The organism is Aquirufa sp. OSTEICH-129A, from assembly GCF_054558355.1.
Genome location: NZ_JBPXKC010000001.1, coordinates 414,515 through 437,384 on the forward strand (window position 1 = coordinate 414,515; position 22,870 = coordinate 437,384).

Below are 22,870 nucleotides of genomic sequence, written 5' to 3' on the forward strand. Positions count from 1 at the left end.
ACAATGAAGTTTACTTACGAAACAAAAAAAGATACTCGTTCAGGCTTTGGAGCTGGAATGGAATATTTAAGTCAAAACAATCCTAAGGTTGTGGCTTTATGTGCCGATTTAATTGGCTCCTTAAAATTGGAAGCTTTTATTAAAAATAGTCCAGAGCGTTTTTTCCAAACAGGAATTGCTGAAGCTAACATGATTGGTATTTCAGCTGGTTTAGCTATTGGTGGATACATTCCCTTTGCTACTACATTTGCCAATTTCGGAACGGGTCGTGTATATGATCAAATTCGTCAGTCGGTAGCCTATTCAGGTAAAAATGTTAAAATTTGCTGTTCACATGCAGGTCTAACACTAGGAGAGGATGGTGCTACTCACCAAATATTAGAGGATATCGGCTTAATGAAGATGTTGCCAGGTATGGTTGTTATTAATCCTTGTGATTACAATCAGACAAAAGCAGCTACTATCGCCATTGCAGAATATGAAGGTCCTGTTTATTTACGTTTTGGCCGTCCAGTGGTGCCAGTATTTACTCCTGAAGATCAAAAATTTGAAATTGGTAAAGCCATTCATCTAATCGAAGGAACCGACGTAACTATTCTAGCTACTGGACACCTTGTCTGGGAAGCTATTCAGGCAGCCGAAATTCTAGAAGAAAAAGGTATAAAAGCTGATGTCTTGAACATACATACCATTAAGCCTTTAGATACAGCAGCTATTTTAGCCTCTATAAGTAAAACAGGTTGTGTGGTAACAGCTGAAGAACATCAAATAAATGGTGGTTTAGGTGATTCCGTTGCACAATTTTTATCTCAAAATCACCCTACACCTCAAGAATTTGTCGGGGTAAATGATTCTTTTGGTGAATCAGGTAAGCCTGCTGATCTAATGGAAAAATATGGTTTAAATGCGGCGGCTATTGTGGAGAAATCCATCAAAGCAATCGCAAGAAAATAAATTAAAAAGGATAACCAATTCCTATATTGAATTCAATTGGGTTTTCTCCACTGCTAAACGAAGTCTTGGAGAGAACCCATTTTTCATTTAGGGGTTTTGCTGGATTGATTACTTTGGTGGCTAAATCTAATCTTAAAAGGAAATACGAGAAATCCCATCGCAATCCAAAACCTGTACCCACCGCTATTTGATTGTAAAAATTATCTAGGGCAAAGTATCCATCTTTTTCACCTTTAGAATTGGCAAAAGTCCAGATATTTCCTGCGTCAATAAAGAATGCACCATTCATAGTACCAAACAACTGGAACATCCTAAAACGGTATTCTACTGAAGATTCCAATAAAATACTACCTGGTTGTTCAATTAAATTACTAATAGCATTATAGGCACCTGGACCTAATCGACGGGGTTTCCATGCGCGTAAACTACTAGGGCCCCCGATGAAGAAGTTTTTCTCATAGGGTAATTGAAAATCATTTTCTTCTCCATATGAATACGCTAATCCACCGATGAATTTAAAGGCTAATTGGGATTTTCGATTCAAGCCTAACATCTTATATTTCCTGTAGTCGAAATTAAACCGTACAAATCGATAAAATTGAATATTTTGATTACTACCCAAGATATTTTCAATAAAAGCAATCCTCTTGGATCCAATTAAGTTCAAAGTACTTCCTCCAGATTCAAGGCCCAATTGAAAAGATTCACCAGTTTGTAATTCATTACTGGGTAAGAAACTGCGGTAGGCATAAGTAAAATGTATACTGGAGACAAAACTAGGATTAAAACTTCGGTACAAATTGTTTCCTTGTAAGCGTAATTCCTCCAAATAGCTTTTAAAGGCGCTTGCAGTGGAGGTTTCTGGATAATTGGTGTTTAATATATTGAGGTCTACCAAAGAAAATTGGAAAGTTTTAAAAGGGGATTTTCGCCATTGATATCGCTGAAATATTTTAAAATTAGTTCTTAAATATTCCGGTCGATTGATATAGTCATAGCCAAAGCCAATTTGTGTTTGTGAAGCATACAATGGTCCCAATTGTTGTTTTATATTGCTTGGTAAAAACAATCTAGGGAAATTCAATGTGGTACTAAGATTAACCTCTAGGTTTTTTCTTGCCTGATCAGTATTGATGAATCCTGCCTGAGCTTCAAAACCAATGCGAGCGGAAAAATCTAAATAATCCAAACTAGAAAAGACGCGTCGAACTTTAAATGAATTAGTTAGAAAGGGACCTGGAATTCCTCGAAAAACACTTCCACCTAATTCAGATGAGAAATTAAACTTTTCATTGGGAACTAATTCTACTTTAGGAAATACACGGGTAGAGGAGGTATCAAATTTGATAGAAACTGATTTAAATTGATCAGATGCATAGATATTTTGAAGGCTTTGATTTAATTGATCTACGGAATATAAATCACCCTCCTTAAAGGTAACCAGTCTACTTAGTGCAGTTGTATTTAAAATGCCCAAATTACTGGAATCAGTATATTGATTGTTGACAAAACTAGCCTTGCCAAAACGAAATAAGCGATCATATTGGCGATTGGTGTTGACTTCTTTAAAATCTGGTATTTTATAAATAATCCCCACCCGTAATAAGCTAGAATCCTGTAAGTCATTGAGCTTTAAGCCTACAGCTTCATTGGAAAAATAAAAATAACCCTTATTCTTTAAATAATGGGTAATATTTTCTTTCTCCTTTTTTAATAAATCAAGGTTTAGTCGATCATTATTAGAAATAACACTTTCATTGGCATAATAGGCATCAATTTTCTTCCCTAACTGAGGATTGTCTACTAAAAATGAATCTTTTTTAGAAAAGGTGCTGAGGGCATTTTCATCAATGTGAAAAGTTACGTTGACCAATTTTTCGGATTTTTTAATCGTATCAACATGCAAAGAGACTTGATTTCTTAAAAAACCATTATTTCGATAATATTTATAAATGGCCTCTTTGGTAACTTCTAAATAAGCTTTATTTAAGCTAGGATTGGGGGTATTGAAAAATTGTATAAAGGCGGGAGATTTACCTAAAGAATCCTTTAATTTTCTCTTAACTTCAAAGAATCCGTATACTTTCGGTGAAAATATTCTAGCATAGGATTCCTTTAAACCAGGTATATTTGTTCTTAAATCTTCTTTCGAGATTAACTTATTACCTTGAATGTCGATTCGGTTTACTTTGTACTCCGAAAATTTAAATTGGCGATAACCCGTGCAGGAATAAAATAGTGCCTGAGTGAGTAAGAATCCAATAAGTATATTTCTAGATTTCAAATGATGCTAACGAATAAACAAATAAAGTTAATTAATTCTCTACATTCTAAAAAAGGACGATTAGAGAACGAACTATTTTTGGTGGAAGGAGAGAAAGGTATACAAGAAGTAATGGATTCTGATTTTAAGGTAGAATTTCTAGTAGTTAACGTCGAATATCAACATCTATTTTCTAATAAATCGATTCCTATATATTTTGTACCTAAAGAGGATATAACCAAGTTAAGTACCTTAACCATCAATCAATTCGGATTAGCGGTAGTTCAAAGTAAATCAGCACTTAAATTCAATACATTAGATGATATTGTATTGGTTTTAGATGGTGTTAGGGACCCAGGAAATTTAGGTACCATCATTCGGATTTGTGATTGGTATGGTGTGAAACAAATCGTTTGTTCTAATGATTGTACAGAGTTTTACAATCCAAAGGTTATTTCTGCCACAATGGGTTCATTTAAACGGGTAGAATGCATTTATGTAGATTTACTAGATTTCTTTAGATCTCATCCCAATCATGAGGTAATTGCTGCGGATTTATCTGGGGAAAATCTGCATCATTTCCATTTCCCTAGCAAAGCTTTTATTGTGATGGGAAGTGAATCGCATGGTATTAGACCAGAAATTAGTGCAAGTATTCAACAAAAAATCACAATTCCTCGCTTTGGCGAAGCAGAATCTCTAAATGTGGCTATTTCGACAGGTATTATATTAGACCAACTAAGAAGAATTTAATCTTTTTCAGGTCGTAAATACAACTCAATGAGGTAGTGTGCCAGGTATAGCATTGGCGTAAAAAGAATGGCTATTATGAATTTGTAGAGGTAATTATTGAATGATACATTCATCCACTGACCAAAACTCCAATTTCCAAAGAAATAAAAGGCGATTCCAATAACTAGTACACTATCAATCAACTGAGAGATTAGGGTAGATCCTGTTGCTCTCAGCCAAATGTGTTTTTGGCCTGTTCTGGATTTAATTTTTTCAAATACTAAGGCATCCAGCATTTGACTAACTAAAAACGCAGTCAATGAACCTGTTATAATGCCTAAACCTTGCCTGAATATTCTAGCAAATGAATCATTGATATTAAAGCCATTGGTATTATTTACTTGTAGCCAGAAATCGGCTGGAACTAATAATGTGGCCCAATAGATAATTAGGAATGAATAAGCAATAAATAGGGCAGTCGTATAGGATATGAAACGAACTCCTTTTTTTCCAAAATAATCATTGATTATATCAGACGTAATAAATACAATTGGCCAATTTAATGCACCAGCCGTTTGATTAAAATCCCACTTGTCACCCCAAGGAGTTAATAATCCCAATGGCGAAAAACCTAAAGATTTTTCAATGCTGACAATTTTAACTCCAATAATCTCGGCTATAATCGCATTGGTTAAAAATATTCCAAAAAGGAAAATAAATAACTTTTGTTTTCGAGAAAATTGGTTAAAAATCATCTTCTATAATTGTCAAAATGCAAGGCAATCTTATCTAATGCTAAAGAAAGCTGCTCTACATGAGGTAAAAACACAATCCTAAAATGATCTCTTTGTTTGAAATTAAAGCCTCGGCCAGCTACCACAAGGATTTTTTGCTCTTCCAATAAAGACATCACAAAGTGTTCATCATCCTCAAAGGTGAATTTGCCTAAATCGATTTTGGGAAAGAGGTATAATGCCCCTTTAGGTTTGACACAAGAAACACCATCAATGGCATTTAATTTTTCGTAAGCTAATTGCATTTGTTTATACAACCTTCCACCCGGTGCAACTAAATCATTAATGGATTGATAACCACCCAAAGCAGTTTGAATACCAAATTGAGTAATTACATTAGCGCATAAACGAGTACTAAACAGAAAATTAAGTCCTTCAATGTATGATTTGGCTTTATGTTTTGCTCCTGTTAATATCATCCATCCACCACGAAATCCGGCAGCCCGGTAGTTTTTAGATAATCCACCCATGGTAACAATTAAGATTTCGTCACTTAATCCTGCGGCGGAATAATGTTCATGTTGATCAAACAAAATCTTATCATATATTTCATCAGAAAATAGGATTAACTTATGTTTAATCGCCAATTGAACAATTTTATCTACTGTTTCTTTGGAGTAAACAGCGCCGGTAGGATTATTAGGGTTAATCAAAACAATGGCTCTGCACTTATCTGTAATTTTAGCTTCCATGTCAGCTAAATCGGGCTGCCAATCTGAAGTTTCATCACATACATAATGTATGGAATTACCTCCAGCTAAGCCTACTACGGTAGTCCATAATGGATAATCGGGCGATGGAATTAAAACTTCATCATCAGGGTTCAATAAAGCCATCATGACCAAAGAAATTAATTCACTAACTCCATTTCCTATATAAATATCTTCAATTAGGATATTTTTGACGCCCTTGTTTTGATAATATTGCATAACTGCCTTTCGGGCAGCAAATAAACCTCGAGAATCAGTATATCCTTGTGCATTACGGATATTTACAATGATATCATGAACTATTTCATCGGGTGTTTCAAAACCAAATGCAGCAGGATTGCCTATATTGAGTGAAGTAATTTTATAACCCTGGTTCTGAAGTGCCAAAGCTTTGTCATAAACAGGTCCCCTGATTTCATACTTCAAATGCTCTAACCTGCTACTTTTTAATATATCCATTGAAAAAAAATAAGAATTGTAAAAATAGTAATTTACTTTTGAATTGTTTTTAAGCACACTCAATGAATTTCACCCAGCTTTTTATCATTCTATTGAGTTTATTTTCAAGTATTTACCTATTAATACTATGGAAGTATTGGCGTAATTCACGAGGTATTTTTCGCATTTCGGGAATATTTATTTTTAAATTATTGGCTAGGTTAAGTATATTTTTGCTCTTTTCCTGGCTATTCATATACTTTTTAGAACCTTCCAATACCTCAATCTCCTTATCAGAACCGGTCAAAGTAAGTTATTGGGTACCTGAAAATTATACTCAATCAAAAGACCGCTGGCAAGAAGCCCAAAATTTAATTAGTAAAGATTTGAAAAGGAATACGGCAGCCTTTGTATCCTTGGAAATAATTACTGCTCAATTGGACGGTAAAGAGACTTTGATTCCCAATACTCCCATCGAATCCTTTTTAGGTTTATTAGAAAATCCTGAAGTATTGAATTTTCATCACCATGCTGAAATGAAAAGAAACAAAACAGAGGGTAGTGGGAATCAGGTTTTTAGACCTATTAGCAAAAAGGTTCAAATTGGAAAGGATAGTAAAGAATTCATCCTAAGTAATCAAGAAACATCTTATTTTACTTTTCTTAGCTCGAATAATTGGACTGAATTAGTCGATATGAAGGTATATTTATTAATTTTGTTATTGATTTTAATCACAACGGATTTACTCTTTATTCTGCATATAATTAAGATATAGTTTGTTTACATCTTATTTGTACATTTTCTTGTTGATTTATCAAGGCTTATTCTCCAATAGAGCGAGCGTATACAATAAGGACATACAACAGGTTAATTTTTTAATCAAAAACAAACGAAATGCAGAAGCATTGTATTGGATTAAAAAAGCTAAGGGTAAAGATATTTTCATCAACAAAGAATTAGAGAAAACGCAGGCTTTATTAAATATTCGCTTGAATCAAACGGTAGAAAACAGGATTCGGTTTTCTAGTACAGATTCCAATGAATTATTAATTCAGGCTGCTATATTAGAAAAACAAGGGAATATTGACCAGGCTATTACTTTGATTGAAAATGGAATTAAAGAAAACCCAGTTTCAGATACCCTTATTAAACAATTTGAAATTTATGCCTACAAATGGAGAAAGCTACTTCCCATTTTAAAAATGGCTAAGCAAAATCAATTGTTGCAAGAACAACAAAATATGAATCGGGTAAATACCAAGGAAGCCTTGGGTTTATTGGATTTAATGAAAAAGAAGGAACGAATTTTAACATATTAAGCATGGAAAATAAGGCTCAAGGTCAGTTTAATTTTAAAAACCAAACGGCTTTTTATCGCGGTAAAGTAAGGGATGTATACAGCATCGGAGAAGATCGTTTATTGATGATAACTTCGGATCGTATTTCTGCCTTCGATGTTATTTTACCTAGAACTATTCCTTTTAAGGGTCAAGTTTTAAATCAAATAGCTACCTATTTTTTAAATAAAACTCGAGATATTATTCCTAACTGGTTAATTGATACTCCAGATCCCAACGCAGCCTATGGATATAAATGCACGCCCATTCCTATTGAAATGGTAGTTCGTGGATATGTAGCGGGTCATTTATGGAGAGAATATAAAGCAGGAAAAAGAGAGGTTTGCGGTGTTGCATTACCTGAAGGGTTGAAAGAAAACGACCGTTTACACAATCCAATTATTACACCTACCACGAAAGCAAGTGAAGGTCATGATGAAGATATTTCAATTGAGAAAATATTGGAATTAGGAATAGTTTCACCTGATATCATGAATCAGTTAAGTCAAAAGGCCTTAGCATTATTTGAACGTGGAACCCAAATGGCCAAGGAAAAGGGATTGATATTGGTTGATACCAAATATGAATTTGGTATGCTAAACGGAGAAATTATGCTGATGGATGAAATCCACACGCCAGATTCATCCCGCTATTTTTATGCCAATACCTACCAAGAATTACTAGAAAAGGGCTTGGCACAAAAACAACTTTCCAAGGAATTTGTCAGAGAATGGCTAATTGCTAACGGATTTCAAGGAAAAGAAGGTCAACAAGTTCCGACCATGACGGATGCCTTTGTTGAAGAAATTTCCCAGCGATATATCTTGCTATTTGAAGAGATAACTGGTCAAAAATTCAAAAAGGAACCACAAGAAAATTTAGAAGAACGTATATTTAATCACGTAAACCAATATTTAGAAAATGTCAACTAATGCTTTATTTCAACTAGATCAAAACGAAAGTTATGCTTTAATTGATTGGAAAGGAGAAACTTTAGTTCAAAGCAATTACGAAGAATTAGAAAATGTCGTTCGATTGCTTTTCAAGAAAGAATACACCAATATGATATTGAATATCTCCAAGGTAAGCGAATTGGATGGATATGGCGTATCGGCTATTCGAAAAGGAACCAAAATTTGTTCTAATGAATCAGGTTTATTTGTGGTAGTGACGAAAGAAGAATCAGTTGTAGATCGCTTGGATCAAGCGAAAATTGAAAATCTAACGATTCTGAATACAGTAAGAGAAGGAGTTGATGCCATTTATCTAAATGATTTGGAAAATGATTTTGGCGATGAAGACGGTGAAGAGGATAATGAATTTGGTGGAGATTCCTCAGATTACGGTGATGATTATTAAATAATTGCACTCTAACAAGATAATTTATACTTGTTTAGTGATATTTTAATAACAATATTATATTTTGTTTATTCAATGAATTGCCAAATATATTTTTGATTAAATTTGATATTGCCTATATAAATATCAAAATGTTAAGCATTACTGATATTTAATTTTGTTAAGAATTTTTAGTTTATTATTAGAATATTAATAGTTTCTTATGGAAGTCATGAATGAAGAGGGATTGTATCGGAAAGAATTTGAGCACGATGCTTGTGGTATTGGTTTTGTAGCTAGTATGAAAGGCATTAAATCGCATCGAATTGTACAGGATTCAATCAAGATGTTGATTCGCATGGACCACCGTGGTGCTTGTGGTTGTGATCCGAACTCGGGTGATGGAGCTGGTGTATTGGTTCAATTACCCCATGAATTCTTTTTTGAAGAAACAGCCAAATTAGGTTTTGCTTTACCATCCTTAAGCCATTACGGTGTAGGTATGGTATTCTTTCCAAAGGATGAGACACTGATTAAAGAGTGTAAAGAGATTATTGAAAGAAAAGCCAAGAAATTAAGTCTACGCATCCTTGGTTACCGACATGTTCCCGTAAATAATGCCGAAATATTAGGGGCTGATTCTGGAAATGAAGAGCCTTCGATTCAACAATTATTTATAGAAAGATCAGAATCATGTTTAAGTGAAATTGATTTTGAGAGAAAACTTTATGTTTTCCGTCAATATGTGACCCGTTTATTAAATGAGACAATTGTTCAATTAAACGGTAAGTTTTATTTTGCCTCCTTGTCTTGTCGTACCATTATTTATAAAGGTATGTTGACAACCATGCAAGTTCCAGGGTATTTTGAAGATTTATTCCAAGAGAATTTTACATCAGCTTTAGCTATTGTTCACTCTCGTTTTTCTACCAATACTTTTCCAGAATGGAGATTAGCTCAACCATTCCGTTACATTGCTCATAATGGAGAGATTAATACCGTCAAAGGGAACTCTTCTTGGATGCAAGCACAATCAGCTTTATTCTCGAGTAAGTACTTTACTCAAGAGGAATTAGACATGATTTTGCCAGTATGTAGCTTAGGGCAATCCGATTCAGCTATTTTAGATAATGCTATTGAGATTTTATACCTGAGTGGTCGTAGTTTGCCTCATGTAATGATGATGTTGATCCCTGAGGCTTGGGATGGCAACGAATCCATGGAAAACTATAAAAAAGATTTCTATGAGTATCATGCTGCCATGATGGAGCCATGGGATGGTCCAGCTTCTATTTCATTTACAGATGGTAAAATGATTGGAGCAACCTTAGATAGAAATGGATTAAGACCATCTAGGTATTGGGTAACAGAAGATGACCATGTGATAATGGCTTCTGAAGCAGGTGTATTGGACTTAGATCCAGCTACCATTGTTTCAAAAGGTCGTTTACAACCTGGCAAGATGTTTGTCGTGGATATGGAGCAGGGGAGAATTATTCCTGATGAAGAATTAAAGGAGAAGATTTGTCAGCAACAACCTTATGGTCAATGGTTGCGAGAAAATAAAATACGCGTAGAAGATTTGCCAGAGGCAGGAAGTGAATACCGCCAGCCTAAGCCGGTAGAGTTAATTTCTCGCCAACAAATTTTTGGATTTACTACGGAAGATATACGGGTGGTTTTAGCTCAAATGGCTGAAACAGGTAAGGAAGCCTTGGGTTCCATGGGTATAGATACGCCATTAGCAGTTTTATCAGATAAGGCACAGCATTTATCCAGTTATTTCAAACAACTATTTGCTCAAGTAACCAATCCACCAATTGACCCTATTCGTGAAAGAATGGTGATGTCTTTATTAACAGACATTGGCGGGCTTTCTAACCTATTGGATGAAACTCCGAGTCATTGTAGACAAATTGAAATACAACAACCTGTATTGCGTAACAAAGAAGTTGAAAAGATTCGTTGGATTGATCATGCTAATTTTCAGACTAAATCCATACACATGACTTTCCGTGCTTCGGAAGAAGCGGGTGTTTTGAAAAAAGCATTAAATAGAATTTGTCAATATGCGGAGGATGCTGTGGATGATGGCTATTCCATCATTTTATTAACCGACCGTGGTATTGATTCTTCACATGCGCCAATCCCTTCACTTTTAGCCTTAGGAGCAGTCCACAACCATTTGATACGTACCAAAAAAAGAGCTAAAGTTGGTATCATTATTGAAGCGGGCGATGTTTGGGAAACGCATCATTTTGCAACTTTAATTGGATATGGCGCTTCAGCTATAAACCCTTACATGGCATTTGAGACCATTAAGGCTATGAAGGATAATCGCCTGGTAGACCAAAGTTTATCATACGAAAAGCTAGAATACAATTACATAAAAGCCGTTAATGGGGAATTATTAAAGATTTTCTCTAAAATGGGTATTTCTACATTACAATCGTATCAAGGAGCTCAAATATTTGAAATATTGGGCCTTGGAAAAGATGTTGTAGATAATTATTTCAGTGGTTCTATCTCCAGAATTAATGGGGTAGATTTAGATACCATTGCGAAAGAAGCCCTAATCAAGCATCAGTCAGGTTTTGCTTTGCTGAAATCGGATCACCCAAAATTAGAAGTGGGCGGTATTTACCAATGGAAGCAACGTGGAGAAGAGCATTTATTTAATCCACAAACAATTCACTTGTTGCAACAGTCAACCAAGGTGAACGACTATGCTACATACAAGAAATATTCCAAGTTAATCGATGACCAAAGTAAGAAGTCAATTACGTTGAGAGGTTTGTTACGTTTCAAAAATGCCCAATCAATTTCAATTGATGAGGTTGAACCGATCGAAAATATCTTGAAGCGCTTTGCAACAGGAGCTATGTCATTTGGTTCAATTTCTTATGAGGCCCATACTACCTTGGCCATAGCGATGAATCGTATTGGAGGAAAATCAAATACTGGAGAGGGAGGAGAAGATCCAATTCGTTTTGAAAAATTGAAGAATGGGGATTCTATGAATTCCGCCATTAAGCAAGTTGCATCTGGTCGATTTGGTGTTACAGCCAATTATCTAACCAATGCCGTTGAACTTCAGATTAAGATGGCTCAAGGTGCTAAACCGGGTGAAGGTGGACAATTACCAGGTCATAAAGTAGATGATTGGATTGGTAAAACCCGTCATTCGACGCCAGGTGTAGGTTTAATTTCACCTCCGCCTCACCATGATATTTATTCAATTGAGGATCTAGCTCAGCTGATTTTTGATTTAAAAAATGCCAATAGAGCTGCTCGTATTTCGGTTAAATTAGTTTCAGAAGCTGGTGTGGGTACGATTGCTGCGGGTGTTGCCAAAGCTCATGCTGACCATATTTTGATTGCTGGATACGATGGAGGAACAGGTGCTTCACCATTATCATCTATTCGTCATGCAGGTTTACCTTGGGAATTAGGTTTAGCAGAAACACATCAAACTTTAGTGAAAAATAAGTTGAGAGGACGTGTTACTATTCAAACTGATGGTCAAATAAAAACTGGGCGTGATATAGCCATTGCGGCTTTATTAGGAGCTGAAGAATTTGGAGTAGCTACAGCTGCTTTGGTTACTGCGGGTTGTATTATGATGCGTAAGTGTCACTTGAATACCTGCCCAGTTGGCGTTGCCACGCAAAATCCAGAATTGAGAGCATTATATACAGGAAAACCAGAACACGTAGTTAATTTATTCCATTTCTTGGCGCAAGAACTACGTGAAATTATGGCTGAATTAGGTTTCCGTAAGATTGAAGATATGATTGGTCGGGTAGATTATTTAAGCATGGCGGACGTTTCCTCGCACTGGAAATTCAAACATGTGGATTTATCACCCATTTTAAAACCATCCAATCCAGGCGAAGGAGTAGCTGTATATAAATCTGAAGAGCAAGATCATGGATTGGCGGATCAATTGGATTGGGAAATTTTAAAAATCGCTCAAGCGGCTATCGATTCGAAAAAGCAAGTTAATGGTGAATTTAACATCATTAATGTCAATCGTTCGGTAGGAACTATTCTTTCTAATGAAATCACTAAGAAATATGGTGATAAAGCATTGCCAGAGGGCTTAATTCATATTAAGTTTAAAGGAACTGCTGGTCAGTCTTTTGGTGCATTCTCTGTCAAAGGTTTAAAATTTGAAATTGAAGGCGATGCCAATGATTACATAGGAAAAGGTCTTTGCGGAGCAACTTTAATTGCTTACCCTTCTCCAGCAGCTAAATTTATTGCAGCTGAAAATTCCATTGTAGGAAACGTTTCATTTTATGGTGCAACATCAGGAGAAGCTTATTTAGCTGGTATGGCAGGTGAACGATTCTGTGTTAGGAATTCGGGAGCTAAAGTCGTGGTGGAAGGAATAGGTGATCACGGATGTGAATATATGACTGGTGGACTTGTATTAATTTTAGGATCCACTGGAAGAAACTTTGGGGCAGGAATGTCCGGAGGAGTTGCCTACATTTTAGATGAAAAGAATGACTTTGAAGCTAAAGTAAACCGTGAAATGGTTGAAATATCAGACTTAAATCAAGAGGATGTTCAAATTGTTTCAATGTATTTGGCAAAACATGTGGAGTTAACGGGTTCGGTGAAAGGCAAATATGTTATGGACAACTTCAAGTCTATGACCAGTTTGTTCAAAAAAGTATTACCAATCGATTACCGAAATGCCTTAGCTAGTAGACACTTAAGTATCACAGATGTGTTGAATGATAAAGACAAAGTATATCAAAATATTAAAGTAGAATTAAACTAATTATTGAAAATGGGGAAGCCAACAGGTTTTTTAGAAGTTGATAGAAAAACCTCTGCGAAGAGAGATGTTTCAGAGCGTATCAATGACTATAAAGAAATTGAATTAATAAATTCATCAGAAGAGACTGAAAAGCAGGCAAGCCGTTGCATGGACTGCGGAACGCCTTTTTGTCATAGCGGGTGTCCTTTAGGTAATATTATACCTGAATTCAATGATGCAGTTTATGAGCAAAATTGGAAATATGCTTACGAAATTTTGAGTTCGACCAATAATTTCCCAGAGTTTACAGGGCGTATTTGTCCAGCACCTTGTGAATCTGCATGTGTATTAGGCATCAATAAACCTCCGGTAACAATTGAATTGATTGAAAAATCAATTATTGAAAAAGCGTATTCTGAAGGTTGGGTAGTTCCATTTGTTCCTACAAAAAGGACAGGAAAGAAAATTGCCATTGTAGGTTCTGGTCCAGCTGGTCTAGCTGCCGCTGCTCAACTGAATAAAGTAGGACACTCGGTAACGGTATTCGAAAGAGCGGACCGTATAGGAGGATTATTACGCTACGGTATTCCTGATTTTAAATTAGATAAATCTGTGGTTGACCGCCGTGTAGCGGTTATGGAAAAGGAAGGAATAGAATTTAAGACCAATGTTCATATTGGAGTAAATTATAAAGTTTCCAAGCTTATCAGTGAATTTGATGCCATTTTGATTGCAACGGGGTCTACAACACCTCGTTTAATTTCAACAAAAGGAAGTGATGCCTCAGGTATTTATCCAGCCATGGAATTTTTATCTCAACAAAATAAGCGTAATGCCCAAATTGCCCTTGAGGTAAATCATAAAGGAGAACCTTATACTAACCATAATATTATGGCCACAGGTAAACATGTGGTGGTTATTGGGGGAGGAGATACAGGGTCTGACTGTGTCGGTACATCGAATCGCCATAAAGCTGCCTCGATTACTCAAATTGAAGTAATGCCAAAACCGCCTGTTGATAGAGCAGAAAATACACCTTGGCCAAATTGGCCCAATATGTTACGTACTTCTACATCACATGAAGAAGGAGCTAATCGTCTTTGGTCTATATCTTTACAAGAATTTATCACCAATGATAAAAATGAATTAGTTGCCCTCAAAATTGGTGATATCACCTACGATATGTCCCAGGGAAAGATGGAACAAAAAGTAGAAAATATCCGTGAAATCCCATGTGATTTAGCTTTAATTGCAGCTGGATTTTTACACACTGACCATGGTAATTTATTTCAGGAATTAACTGAAGCTGGAATTTCGGCTGACGAAAGAGGAAATATTGTAGCCAATGGAAACTATCAATCTGCTCAAGAAAAGATATTTGTGGCAGGTGATGCTAGACGTGGACAATCACTAGTAGTATGGGCTATTTCAGAAGGAAGAGAAGCTGCAAGAAATATCGATCAGTTTTTAATGGGTCAAACTAGCTTGGAAGGAAAAAGTGTTTCAAGTTTCGATATTTTTAAATAAAATTTCATTTTTGAATTTCGATATTCAAAAAAAATTACTACATTTGTGCTCTCTTAAATGCTAGGAGAGATGCCTGAGAGGCCGAAAGGAACAGTTTGCTAAACTGTCGTACTGGTAACGGTACCGAGGGTTCGAATCCCTCTCTCTCCGCAGTGTTTTTTCGGGGTGTAGCGTAGCCCGGTATCGCGCTTGGTTTGGGACCAAGAGGTCGTAGGTTCGAATCCTGCCACCCCGACAACATAGTCAATTTATTTAACAGTGCTTGCACCAAGAATAAATTGACTATTTATTTTTAGGTTCCGTAGCTCAGTTGGATAGAGCAACTGCCTTCTAAGCAGTAGGTCTTTGGTTCGAATCCAAACGGAATCACAAAAGTCTTAGACTTTCAAATCGTATCAATCATTTCTAGCCTTCCTTCAAAGCGTTGACCATTAAGCAAATCACCTTGGTTAAAAATGCGATAGGAATATTGATATTCTGGATTGCTCCTCCATTAATTTATTTTTTCAAAGAAAAGCTAGGCTTCGGCGGTGGATCTGTATTCACTGGAGCTGTATATGTTTTTGGCTTGATTTTAATGCTCAATCATTTTCATGCCAAAGTCGGTCATAGACCCAATACCTTTCTATTATTACTAGGAGGAACATTTTTTAGTGTTGCCATGATTTATTTCTTTTTGATGAATAAAGAAATGACCATGTTCAATACCGACCTCATTAATTTTGCCTTAATTTTTGGTTTTCTTTTTTCATTATTAAGGGTTGATAATCAAGTGCAAAAGTATTTACCTGTGCTTATTCTAATCATTACCTTTTTAACGAGCTGTGCCTTAATTTACTCCGTAGCCACAAATCCCAATTACGTATTTGGTACACGTGCTACCGTACAATACACGAGTAAGACTACCGAAAACTTTACTGGTAATCCCTATATATATAGTAGAAATGGTTTAGCTGGTTTTTTAATTTCCTTTTTAATCATCAATAGGAGTTGGGATTCCATCAAGGTACCACATGTTTATTTAACACGTTTATTAGCTCATATCAATGTGTGGTTTAGTTTAATTGTAATCATTTTAACTCAAACAAGGGCGACCATTTTAACACTTTTAATGGCAATACCATGTATGTTGTTTTTTATGGTTCCAGTGAAAAGTATTTTTACCCATGTTAAACGACAGTCCTACATTTTCTACGCATTGCTAATAGGAAACTTATATTATTTTGCCTCCAAATTAAGGATAATAGAACTATTTGATTCTTATTATAATACCTTCTTCAACCTGTTTATTCGTGCTATGAGCACGGGCGTAACCTTAGGTAAAAGTTCAGAGGTAGATGAATCAGCCATGGGGCGCGTCAATAATATTAACTACATCAAACAGCTTTGGAATACCAGTAAAATCGATTTCGTTTTTGGTCATGGCTATCGTTTTAGATATATCGATATCCCGATGCTTGAATCTTTGGTAAATTTTGGGGTTTTTGGTTTCATTTTATTTGCAGGTTTTCATATTGCTTTTTTATATTTTGCCTATCGTTGCTTTAAATCTCAAACTATATTTCAAAACTTCATTGGCCTTTTTTATTTAAACACCTTTGTCGGAATGTTTACTTCTGGAAGACCTATGGACTTTGCTTATTGGGTTTCATTTTTGATATTTATTCGATTTATGAATGTGGAAATGGTTAAGGATAAAAACGAATTAAAATCTGAATATTAAACCTGATTTTCTTAACTGCACTTGCATCAAATGTCTGCTCCAAAAAGAGTTTTACAGGTTTCCCCAGCATATTATCCTGCTATATCAATAGGAGGGCCCATATTTACTAATTTAACTTTTTCGAAAGCTTTAGAAGATGTTGATTGTCAAATTGAAGTGCTAACCACTACACAAGGACTTACCGAAGAACAAAAGGCTCAAATAACCATAGGTCAACTTTCCACAACTGAATTTAGTTACCCCATTTGGCGTTTCCCTTATATAGGGTATTCCAATTATACCTTTTCGCCTGGACTGTTTTTTTGGTTATTTAAGCACGTAAAACGCTTTGATTTAGTGGTAATGCAGGCTGTTTGGAATTTTCCAATCATGGCGGCCTATTTAGCATGTAAGTGGCATAAGATTCCATTTTTTATAATTCCCCACGGTAGTTTATATGATGAAACCTTTCATTTAAAATCTTCCAAAGTAAAAAAGTTTTTCTTAGCATTATATGTCAAAAAGATGTTAATTGAGGCTAAAGGAGTGCTATTTTCTACAAGAGATGAATCTCTAAAGGTGAATAAATTCTTATCTATTCCTATCATATCAAGTATAGTTCCTAATATAGTTGATGTAGAAAATTTCAATCTACTACCAGCCAAGGGCACCTTCCGTCAAAAATTTGGCCTTGATGAAGATCAAATCATCCTAACCCACTATGGTCGAGTTACCATTAAAAAAGGAATCAACTACGTGCTTGATGTATTACCGGAATTAATTAAGCATTATCCTAAAGTTCTTTACGTAATAGCAGGATCAGATGAAGGAAATTATGTACAGGAACTTCAGGATATTATTCAAAAAAACAATCTTGAAAAGCATGTAGTATTTACAGGATTATTATCCCCGGAAGAAGGGAAGGAACTTTTAGTTGACACTCAAATTTTTGTTTTACCCTCGCTTTCAGAGAATTTTGGCATGTCCGTAGTCGAAGCATTATTGTGTGATGCTTCTGTCATCATTTCGGAACATGTTGGTATAGCTTTAGACTTGCAAGAAGCCGGTGGCGCTAAAGTAATTAAACTTAATGACCAATCTTTATTTGAGACACTCTATAGCCTGCTTGAAAATACAAACGAAAGGGAAAAAATGGCTCAAATGGGTAGAGAATTTGTAATTCAAAATTATTCCTACCAAGCCGTTGAAAAGCAATTAACTCAATTAATTCAAGGTTAAGATTCGAAAACCTTGATACATTTCCTGAGCTAATTTATTGACATCAAAAATCTTGGAATTTTTAATTGAATTTTGCTGGAGATTTCCAGCTCGATTGGGATAATCTTTTAAAAAATCTTTAATCCTATTCCTTTCTTGTAAATCATCTAATTTACTAATAACCAGACCATTGAAACCATCGATAACTAAATCATTGGCGCAACCACAGGCTTCTGTGCAAATCACAGGCTTTCCTAATTCTTGTGCTTCATTGGCTACCATTCCCCAAGTTTCAGCCTTGGAAACTAAAACTAAACAGGTCGCATGTTGGTATAAATTTGCTAATTCATTCCAAGCAACTGTACCCAATAAATCAACATTGGTAATCTTTTCTACATGAATCTTGGATGCTAATTCCTTGAACAAAGGACCATTGCCAGCCATTTTTAACTGGTAGGGCAACTCCTTCATTAAATCCAACAATTCAAATAAATTTTTCTCTTCGGACAAACGGCCTACGTAGAGCAGGTATGGTTTAATATCTTTTTTTGAAAGATTTGTGTTAAAAAGAATTTGCTCTTTGAATTTTACTTTATCAAAGGAATTTAAAAAAGAAAGAATTTTATTCTTAGCTACACCCGCCCGAAATAGAAATTGGTTTGAATTTAAACCATAGCTAAAATAAGCATTAGTCAACTTAAAAATAGCCGATTTAATAGCGGATTTGATGGTATAAATCAGGACGTTTTGATGTTCTGATTGATTTCTAACCGACTCAATGGTCATTACGGTTTTAATTCCTAATAATTTACAGAGTAATAAAGTCGGTAGTGCGGCTGCCTCAGCATAACCAGTAAAATTGATCACATCTGGTTTAAATTGAAATATGGCTTTTATCCACGAATAAGCTACTTTCCAGGGGGATATACTTTGTAGAGGTTGAGTACTAATCAGTTTTACAGGGAATTTGTAGGGATAATTATCCAAATCAAAATTGACTAAATCCTCTCTTCCTGATTCAGTAATGGTAGTTTCTAGAACTAATAATTCATCATTATTTTTGTTACAAATGTCAGCTACTTTTTCAAATATAACTGATTTGTACTGGGACCATAAAAGATTATGAAATATTAGAATTCTCATAAGATGAATTTCAAAAACAAAACTAATCCCTTTTTTAATCAAGGCAAAGATTACTCAGGTAATATTATGTCACATGATGAAGTGATACGGCGCTGAATTAGAAATAAGCTAATTCTCAATAATAAATCTTAAATTGCATATTGATTACCATTGAGCATTTATTTGAATAATTTAGAATTTCTTTTCCTTTGAAAAAGTCAATTAGTGTGTTGTTACTTACCTATAATGAAGAAATTCATTTAGAGAGATGTATACAGAATGTTCAAAAACTAAGTAATCAAATATTCATCATAGATTCCTTTTCTACAGATAATACGCTGGCCATAGCTGAAAAATATAGCATACCAGTAGTGCAAAATAAATTCATTCACCATGCCAATCAAATTAACAGGGCATTGGAAATATACCCATTCGAAACAGACTATATCATTCGAGTAGATTGCGATGAATTATTGAGTGACTCATTGATTTCAGAGATTAAAGATTGTTTGAATGATGAGGCTTTTGATTCCATCAATGGTTTTTATATGCAAAGAAAGGTATTCTTTATGGGAGGAATAATCCATTATGGTATGACTAACCCTATTTGGTTACTTCGCATTTGGAAAAGGGGCGAGGGGAAATGTGACGATAAATGGATGGACGAAAAAATCATTTTGAATGAGCCATCAACCTACAATTTAAAGAGTTTGATCATTGACCATAATTTGAACAATCTAACATGGTGGACTCAAAAACATAATTTATATGCCAATAGAGAGTCAATCGAAGTATTAAAACATCGGTATTTGCAGGCGGATCAAATCAAAGATAAATTACCACTGAAAGACTTAGTTGTTCATTTGTTAAAATCATTTTACAACAAAAGTCCTATTTTTGTACGTTCTATTCTACTGTTTCATTATTCCTATTTTTTTAGATTAGGTATATTAGACGGAATAAGGGGTTTAATGTGGAATGTACTTCAAGTATTTTGGTATCGCTTTTTAGTAGATGCTAAGGTGTATGAATTTGAAAATTCACATAATTTTGAAAAAGATAAAATCAAAGAAGCCTTAAAAGAAATCGTTTGAAAACAGATTTAAGCACATTTACAGGGGAGGGATCACCGGGAATACAGGCCAAGCTGATGTATTTTCTTTGGCTTATATTTTCGAATGTGTTTTTTTTAACCAATATTCCATATCCCAATAGATTAAAAGTAAATTTGTTGCGTTTATTTGGAGCTAGAATCGGAGATCATGTTGTCATTAAACCTTGGGTAAAAATTAAATTTCCTTGGAAATTACAAGTAGGAAATTACGTTTGGATAGGCGAGGAAGCCTGGATTGACAATTTATCCGAAGTGATTATTTATGACCATGCATGTATTTCGCAAGGGGCTTTATTAATCACAGGGAATCATGATTATAAAAAATCATCCTTTGATTTAATAACGAGAAATATTGTAATAGAAGAAGGTGCTTGGATAGGAGCAAAATCCATGGTAAGTGGAGGGGTGAGAGTTGGATCCCATAGTGTTCTGACTGTTGGATCATTTACAAGTAAAGATTTAGCGCCTTATACCATAAATCAAGGTAATCCGGCCCAAGTAGTTAAACATAGAGAAATAAGCTAAGTACAATGAATGAATATTTACACCTATTAAGTAATAAAGAGTTTCAAATCATTGTTTCCTTTATTGTTTCGATTGTAGTGACGGTGACAGCAATTCCTGTCATTATTAACATTTCGAAATTAAAGGATTTGATGGCAGAAATAGAGCTCAGAAGTTCTCATGAAGAACTTACCCCAACCTTGGGTGGAGTAGCCATTTTTGCCGCTACTTTAATCAGTTATTTCATCTGGGATAATCCCAATGAGGGCCATGAGATACATTTGGCCGTGGCTGCCTTGATCATATTATTCTTTTTAGGAATTAAAGATGACATCTTAATTTTATCCCCTAAAAAGAAGCTATTTATTCAAATTGCAGCAGCCTTATTATTAATTACATTTGGTGATTTGCGCATCTCGACTTTCTTTGGCTTATTCAACATCCACCATATTCCATACATCTTCAGTATTGCATTTACATTGTTTATTATCATTGCAATCATTAATGCCATCAATTTATTAGATGGGATTGATGGCCTTGCGGGAACAGTAGGATTCGTTGCTTCTGCTGTATTTGCTTATTTATTTTATAGTTTAGGTTTATTTGCTTTGGCCACTTTGGCTTTGTCATTAGCCGGTTCATTGGTAGGTTTTTTACGATTCAATTGGTCCACCAAAAACAAAATTTTCATGGGCGATACGGGTTCCATGATATTAGGATTTTTATTAGCGTTTTTTGCAGTAAAATATATTGTTTTCAATAGTTCATACATCTATGATCCAAGACTAATAAAAGACGCTCCAATATTAACCATCATCATTTTACTATTGCCTCTTTTTGATACATTGCGGATGTTCATCATTCGTATATCGACAGGTGTCTCACCTTTTAAAGGAGATCGCAAACACTTACATCATATATTAATAGATAATGGTTTTAGTCATTTTGGTGCTACCATGATTTTAATTTCCTTTAACATATGCGTGTTAGTGATTTACTCTTTCATACGCCATCAATATTCAAACCATGAAGTGTTATTTGGCTTACTTTTAACCTTTTTACTGTACTGCTATATCGCCTATATTTTATCTAAAAATATAGATGCCAATACGGTGGATCGTTTGAAGTATACTAAAATAGATAAGGTAAAGAGGCTACAATTGGTGGAAGAAAAAAAGAATACCAATTTATCTGGAAACCAGCCTCCTGTTAGAGATTAGGGGAATTAGATAGAATTTCTTCTAACTTTTGACATTCAGATTGAATATTAAAGCTAGACAAGCTTTCACGCATCTTTCCTTGATCAAATACTTGATCTAATAGAGAATTTAAGGCAGTTGCTAATGTTTCTGGTCTAAAATCCTGGCATAATATTCCGTTAGTAGAATTAACAGACAGGCTAGAGCCTCCAGAATTGGTCGCTAAGACAGGAACACCGCAATAAATAGACTCCATAGCCACCAAGCCCATACTCTCTTCTCTAGAACAAGTAATAAAAGCATCAGCACTAGCTAAAATTTCATAATACGCTTGAGGTTGTACATTATCTAAAAATTGAACAGCAGGATATAAGCCAGTATTCATTTGTCTACGAATTAGCTCTGCATAACCATTGTTAGCCCATTTTCCCAACCAAATAAATTCAAATTCGTCGGCATTAAAGGATTTACTTATTTGAAGGAAAATATCTACTCCTTTACGATAACAAACTGTACCTGATGAAACAATACGTTTTTTGTTTAAAGGCTTCTTGACATAATTAACGAGGCATTGATCAATGAATTCCTTATTAATTCCAGATTGAAATATAAAACTAGGTCCGCTAAAAATGGGAGCAAAGAAACTTTGAACCAATTCAGAACAAGTTACCAAACAATCTACTTGTTCAAATATGCGCTGACAATCTTTGATTTCCAGTTGTTCAAAATTGTATAAATATTCATGCACATGTAAAAATGCACTCACCTTAAACTGGTTTTTAAATTGTAAAAGGAAAGCATTTTGGATGGTATTGATATACCAAACATCCGCCTGAAAAATACTTTGAATTTTGGATAATCGTTGAGACACGATATCTTGGCCTGCATGAAATTTAATCTTATCCCACAATGAAAATTGCGTATCTAAATAAAAGATTTGGATATGCGGGGATAAATGACTCGTTAAGGCTCCATTTCTTTCTAAAAGAACTAGCCCTACCTCAAATCTATCGGAATCAATTTGATGTAGAATATCAAATAAAACTATTTCTGCACCAGTACGATTTAGATTACTAGAGAAGAATAATATTTTCTTTTTTGACATTCCACAAAATTAAAATGAGGTATTGAGCAGAAAAACTTCGA

The 22,870-nt window shown here is 34.9% G+C and carries 18 protein-coding genes and 3 tRNA genes; 16 read left to right on the forward strand and 5 right to left on the reverse strand.

Annotated features, from left to right (window positions below; genetic code table 11):
* Positions 1-3: 3 nt before the first annotated feature.
* Positions 4-954 (forward strand): transketolase family protein, encoded by a 951-nt coding sequence (locus SKC36_RS01860; protein WP_459464238.1) that lies wholly within the window; start codon positions 4-6, stop codon positions 952-954.
* 1 nt (position 955) lies between these two features.
* Here SKC36_RS01860 and tamL read toward each other — a convergent pair whose 3' ends face one another.
* Positions 956-3,238 (reverse strand): translocation and assembly module lipoprotein TamL, encoded by a 2,283-nt coding sequence (gene tamL, locus SKC36_RS01865; RefSeq protein WP_459464240.1) that lies wholly within the window; start codon positions 3,236-3,238, stop codon positions 956-958.
* Positions 3,239-3,241: 3 nt separating this feature from the next.
* Here tamL and SKC36_RS01870 point away from each other — a divergent pair, with 3 nt between their 5' ends.
* A complete protein-coding gene (locus SKC36_RS01870; RefSeq protein WP_459464242.1) occupies positions 3,242-3,970 on the forward strand; it encodes a TrmH family RNA methyltransferase in 729 nt (242 codons plus the stop codon).
* Here the strand turns inward: SKC36_RS01870 and SKC36_RS01875 are convergent.
* Together SKC36_RS01875 and SKC36_RS01880 are read right to left on the reverse strand one after the other, a co-directional pair.
* Positions 3,967-4,704 carry a queuosine precursor transporter gene (locus SKC36_RS01875; protein WP_459464244.1) on the reverse strand — a complete coding sequence of 246 codons (738 nt, stop codon included), beginning with the start codon at positions 4,702-4,704 and terminating at the stop codon, positions 3,967-3,969. The genes SKC36_RS01870 and SKC36_RS01875 overlap by 4 nt on opposite strands.
* Positions 4,701-5,912 carry a pyridoxal phosphate-dependent aminotransferase gene (locus SKC36_RS01880; RefSeq protein ID WP_459464246.1) on the reverse strand — a complete coding sequence of 404 codons (1,212 nt, stop codon included), beginning with the start codon at positions 5,910-5,912 and terminating at the stop codon, positions 4,701-4,703. The genes SKC36_RS01875 and SKC36_RS01880 overlap by 4 nt, the downstream gene beginning before the upstream one ends.
* A 62-nt stretch (positions 5,913-5,974) precedes the next feature.
* On the opposite strand from SKC36_RS01880, the gene SKC36_RS01885 reads away from it, so the two are divergent.
* From SKC36_RS01885 to SKC36_RS01935, 11 genes are all read left to right on the forward strand, one after another.
* Positions 5,975-6,667 carry a hypothetical protein gene (locus SKC36_RS01885; RefSeq protein WP_459464248.1) on the forward strand — a complete coding sequence of 231 codons (693 nt, stop codon included), beginning with the start codon at positions 5,975-5,977 and terminating at the stop codon, positions 6,665-6,667.
* Position 6,668: 1 nt separating this feature from the next.
* Positions 6,669-7,211: a hypothetical protein gene (locus SKC36_RS01890; protein WP_459464250.1), complete on the forward strand. Its 543-nt coding sequence runs from the start codon at positions 6,669-6,671 to the stop codon at positions 7,209-7,211.
* A gap of 2 nt (positions 7,212-7,213) precedes the next feature.
* Positions 7,214-8,161 (forward strand): phosphoribosylaminoimidazolesuccinocarboxamide synthase, encoded by a 948-nt coding sequence (locus SKC36_RS01895; protein ID WP_459464252.1) that lies wholly within the window; start codon positions 7,214-7,216, stop codon positions 8,159-8,161.
* Positions 8,151-8,588 (forward strand): STAS domain-containing protein, encoded by a 438-nt coding sequence (locus SKC36_RS01900; RefSeq protein WP_459452844.1) that lies wholly within the window; start codon positions 8,151-8,153, stop codon positions 8,586-8,588. The genes SKC36_RS01895 and SKC36_RS01900 overlap by 11 nt, the downstream gene beginning before the upstream one ends.
* Positions 8,589-8,790: 202 nt before the next feature.
* The gene (gltB, locus tag SKC36_RS01905; RefSeq protein ID WP_459464254.1) at positions 8,791-13,359 is read left to right on the forward strand and encodes a glutamate synthase large subunit; all 4,569 of its coding nucleotides are present in this window, start codon (positions 8,791-8,793) and stop codon (positions 13,357-13,359) included.
* A gap of 9 nt (positions 13,360-13,368) precedes the next feature.
* Positions 13,369-14,865: a glutamate synthase subunit beta gene (locus SKC36_RS01910; RefSeq protein WP_459464256.1), complete on the forward strand. Its 1,497-nt coding sequence runs from the start codon at positions 13,369-13,371 to the stop codon at positions 14,863-14,865.
* Between the two features lie 63 nt (positions 14,866-14,928).
* A tRNA-Ser gene (locus SKC36_RS01915) sits at positions 14,929-15,015 on the forward strand.
* An 11-nt stretch (positions 15,016-15,026) separates the two neighbouring features.
* A tRNA-Pro gene (locus SKC36_RS01920) sits at positions 15,027-15,100 on the forward strand.
* Positions 15,101-15,160: 60 nt separating this feature from the next.
* Positions 15,161-15,234, forward strand: a tRNA-Arg gene (locus SKC36_RS01925).
* A 55-nt stretch (positions 15,235-15,289) separates the two neighbouring features.
* Positions 15,290-16,588, forward strand: coding sequence for a hypothetical protein (locus SKC36_RS01930; RefSeq protein ID WP_459464258.1), 1,299 nt, complete (start codon positions 15,290-15,292; stop codon positions 16,586-16,588).
* Positions 16,589-16,618: 30 nt separating this feature from the next.
* Positions 16,619-17,806, forward strand: a complete 1,188-nt coding sequence (locus SKC36_RS01935) for a glycosyltransferase (RefSeq protein WP_459464260.1) — start codon at positions 16,619-16,621, stop codon at positions 17,804-17,806.
* Here SKC36_RS01935 and SKC36_RS01940 read toward each other — a convergent pair.
* Entirely contained in the window at positions 17,792-18,928 is a 1,137-nt protein-coding gene (locus tag SKC36_RS01940) for a glycosyltransferase (protein WP_459464262.1), read from the reverse strand. The genes SKC36_RS01935 and SKC36_RS01940 overlap by 15 nt on opposite strands.
* Before the next feature lie 188 nt (positions 18,929-19,116).
* On the opposite strand from SKC36_RS01940, the gene SKC36_RS01945 reads away from it, so the two are divergent.
* Genes SKC36_RS01945 through SKC36_RS01955 form a run of 3 tightly spaced genes read left to right on the forward strand, consistent with a single transcriptional unit; the run spans position 19,117 to position 21,745 of the window.
* Positions 19,117-20,001, forward strand: coding sequence for a glycosyltransferase family 2 protein (locus tag SKC36_RS01945; RefSeq protein WP_459464264.1), 885 nt, complete (start codon positions 19,117-19,119; stop codon positions 19,999-20,001).
* Positions 19,998-20,546, forward strand: a complete 549-nt coding sequence (locus SKC36_RS01950) for a WcaF family extracellular polysaccharide biosynthesis acetyltransferase (protein ID WP_459452851.1) — start codon at positions 19,998-20,000, stop codon at positions 20,544-20,546. The genes SKC36_RS01945 and SKC36_RS01950 overlap by 4 nt, the downstream gene beginning before the upstream one ends.
* Before the next feature lie 5 nt (positions 20,547-20,551).
* Complete coding sequence (locus SKC36_RS01955) at positions 20,552-21,745, forward strand: glycosyltransferase family 4 protein (RefSeq protein WP_459464266.1); 1,194 nt, start codon at positions 20,552-20,554, stop codon at positions 21,743-21,745.
* On the opposite strand, the gene SKC36_RS01960 is transcribed toward SKC36_RS01955, so the two are convergent.
* A complete protein-coding gene (locus tag SKC36_RS01960; protein WP_459464268.1) occupies positions 21,735-22,829 on the reverse strand; it encodes a glycosyltransferase family 4 protein in 1,095 nt (364 codons plus the stop codon). The genes SKC36_RS01955 and SKC36_RS01960 overlap by 11 nt on opposite strands.
* Positions 22,830-22,870 lie beyond the last annotated feature (41 nt).

Excerpts from the sequence above, each read along its gene's own strand:
- SKC36_RS01860 (WP_459464238.1), top strand. The coding sequence starts at position 4 with ATGAAGTTTACTTACGAAACAAAAAAAGATACTCGTTCAGGCTTTGGA.
- SKC36_RS01870 (WP_459464242.1), top strand. The coding sequence starts at position 3,242 with ATGCTAACGAATAAACAAATAAAGTTAATTAATTCTCTACATTCTAAA.
- SKC36_RS01875 (WP_459464244.1), bottom strand. The coding sequence starts at position 4,704 with ATGATTTTTAACCAATTTTCTCGAAAACAAAAGTTATTTATTTTCCTT.
- SKC36_RS01880 (WP_459464246.1), bottom strand. The coding sequence starts at position 5,912 with ATGGATATATTAAAAAGTAGCAGGTTAGAGCATTTGAAGTATGAAATC.
- SKC36_RS01885 (WP_459464248.1), top strand. The coding sequence starts at position 5,975 with ATGAATTTCACCCAGCTTTTTATCATTCTATTGAGTTTATTTTCAAGT.
- SKC36_RS01895 (WP_459464252.1), top strand. The coding sequence starts at position 7,214 with ATGGAAAATAAGGCTCAAGGTCAGTTTAATTTTAAAAACCAAACGGCT.
- SKC36_RS01900 (WP_459452844.1), top strand. The coding sequence starts at position 8,151 with ATGTCAACTAATGCTTTATTTCAACTAGATCAAAACGAAAGTTATGCT.
- gltB (WP_459464254.1), top strand. The coding sequence starts at position 8,791 with ATGGAAGTCATGAATGAAGAGGGATTGTATCGGAAAGAATTTGAGCAC.
- SKC36_RS01910 (WP_459464256.1), top strand. The coding sequence starts at position 13,369 with ATGGGGAAGCCAACAGGTTTTTTAGAAGTTGATAGAAAAACCTCTGCG.
- SKC36_RS01935 (WP_459464260.1), top strand. The coding sequence starts at position 16,619 with ATGTCTGCTCCAAAAAGAGTTTTACAGGTTTCCCCAGCATATTATCCT.
- SKC36_RS01940 (WP_459464262.1), bottom strand. The coding sequence starts at position 18,928 with ATGAGAATTCTAATATTTCATAATCTTTTATGGTCCCAGTACAAATCA.
- SKC36_RS01955 (WP_459464266.1), top strand. The coding sequence starts at position 20,552 with ATGAATGAATATTTACACCTATTAAGTAATAAAGAGTTTCAAATCATT.
- SKC36_RS01960 (WP_459464268.1), bottom strand. The coding sequence starts at position 22,829 with ATGTCAAAAAAGAAAATATTATTCTTCTCTAGTAATCTAAATCGTACT.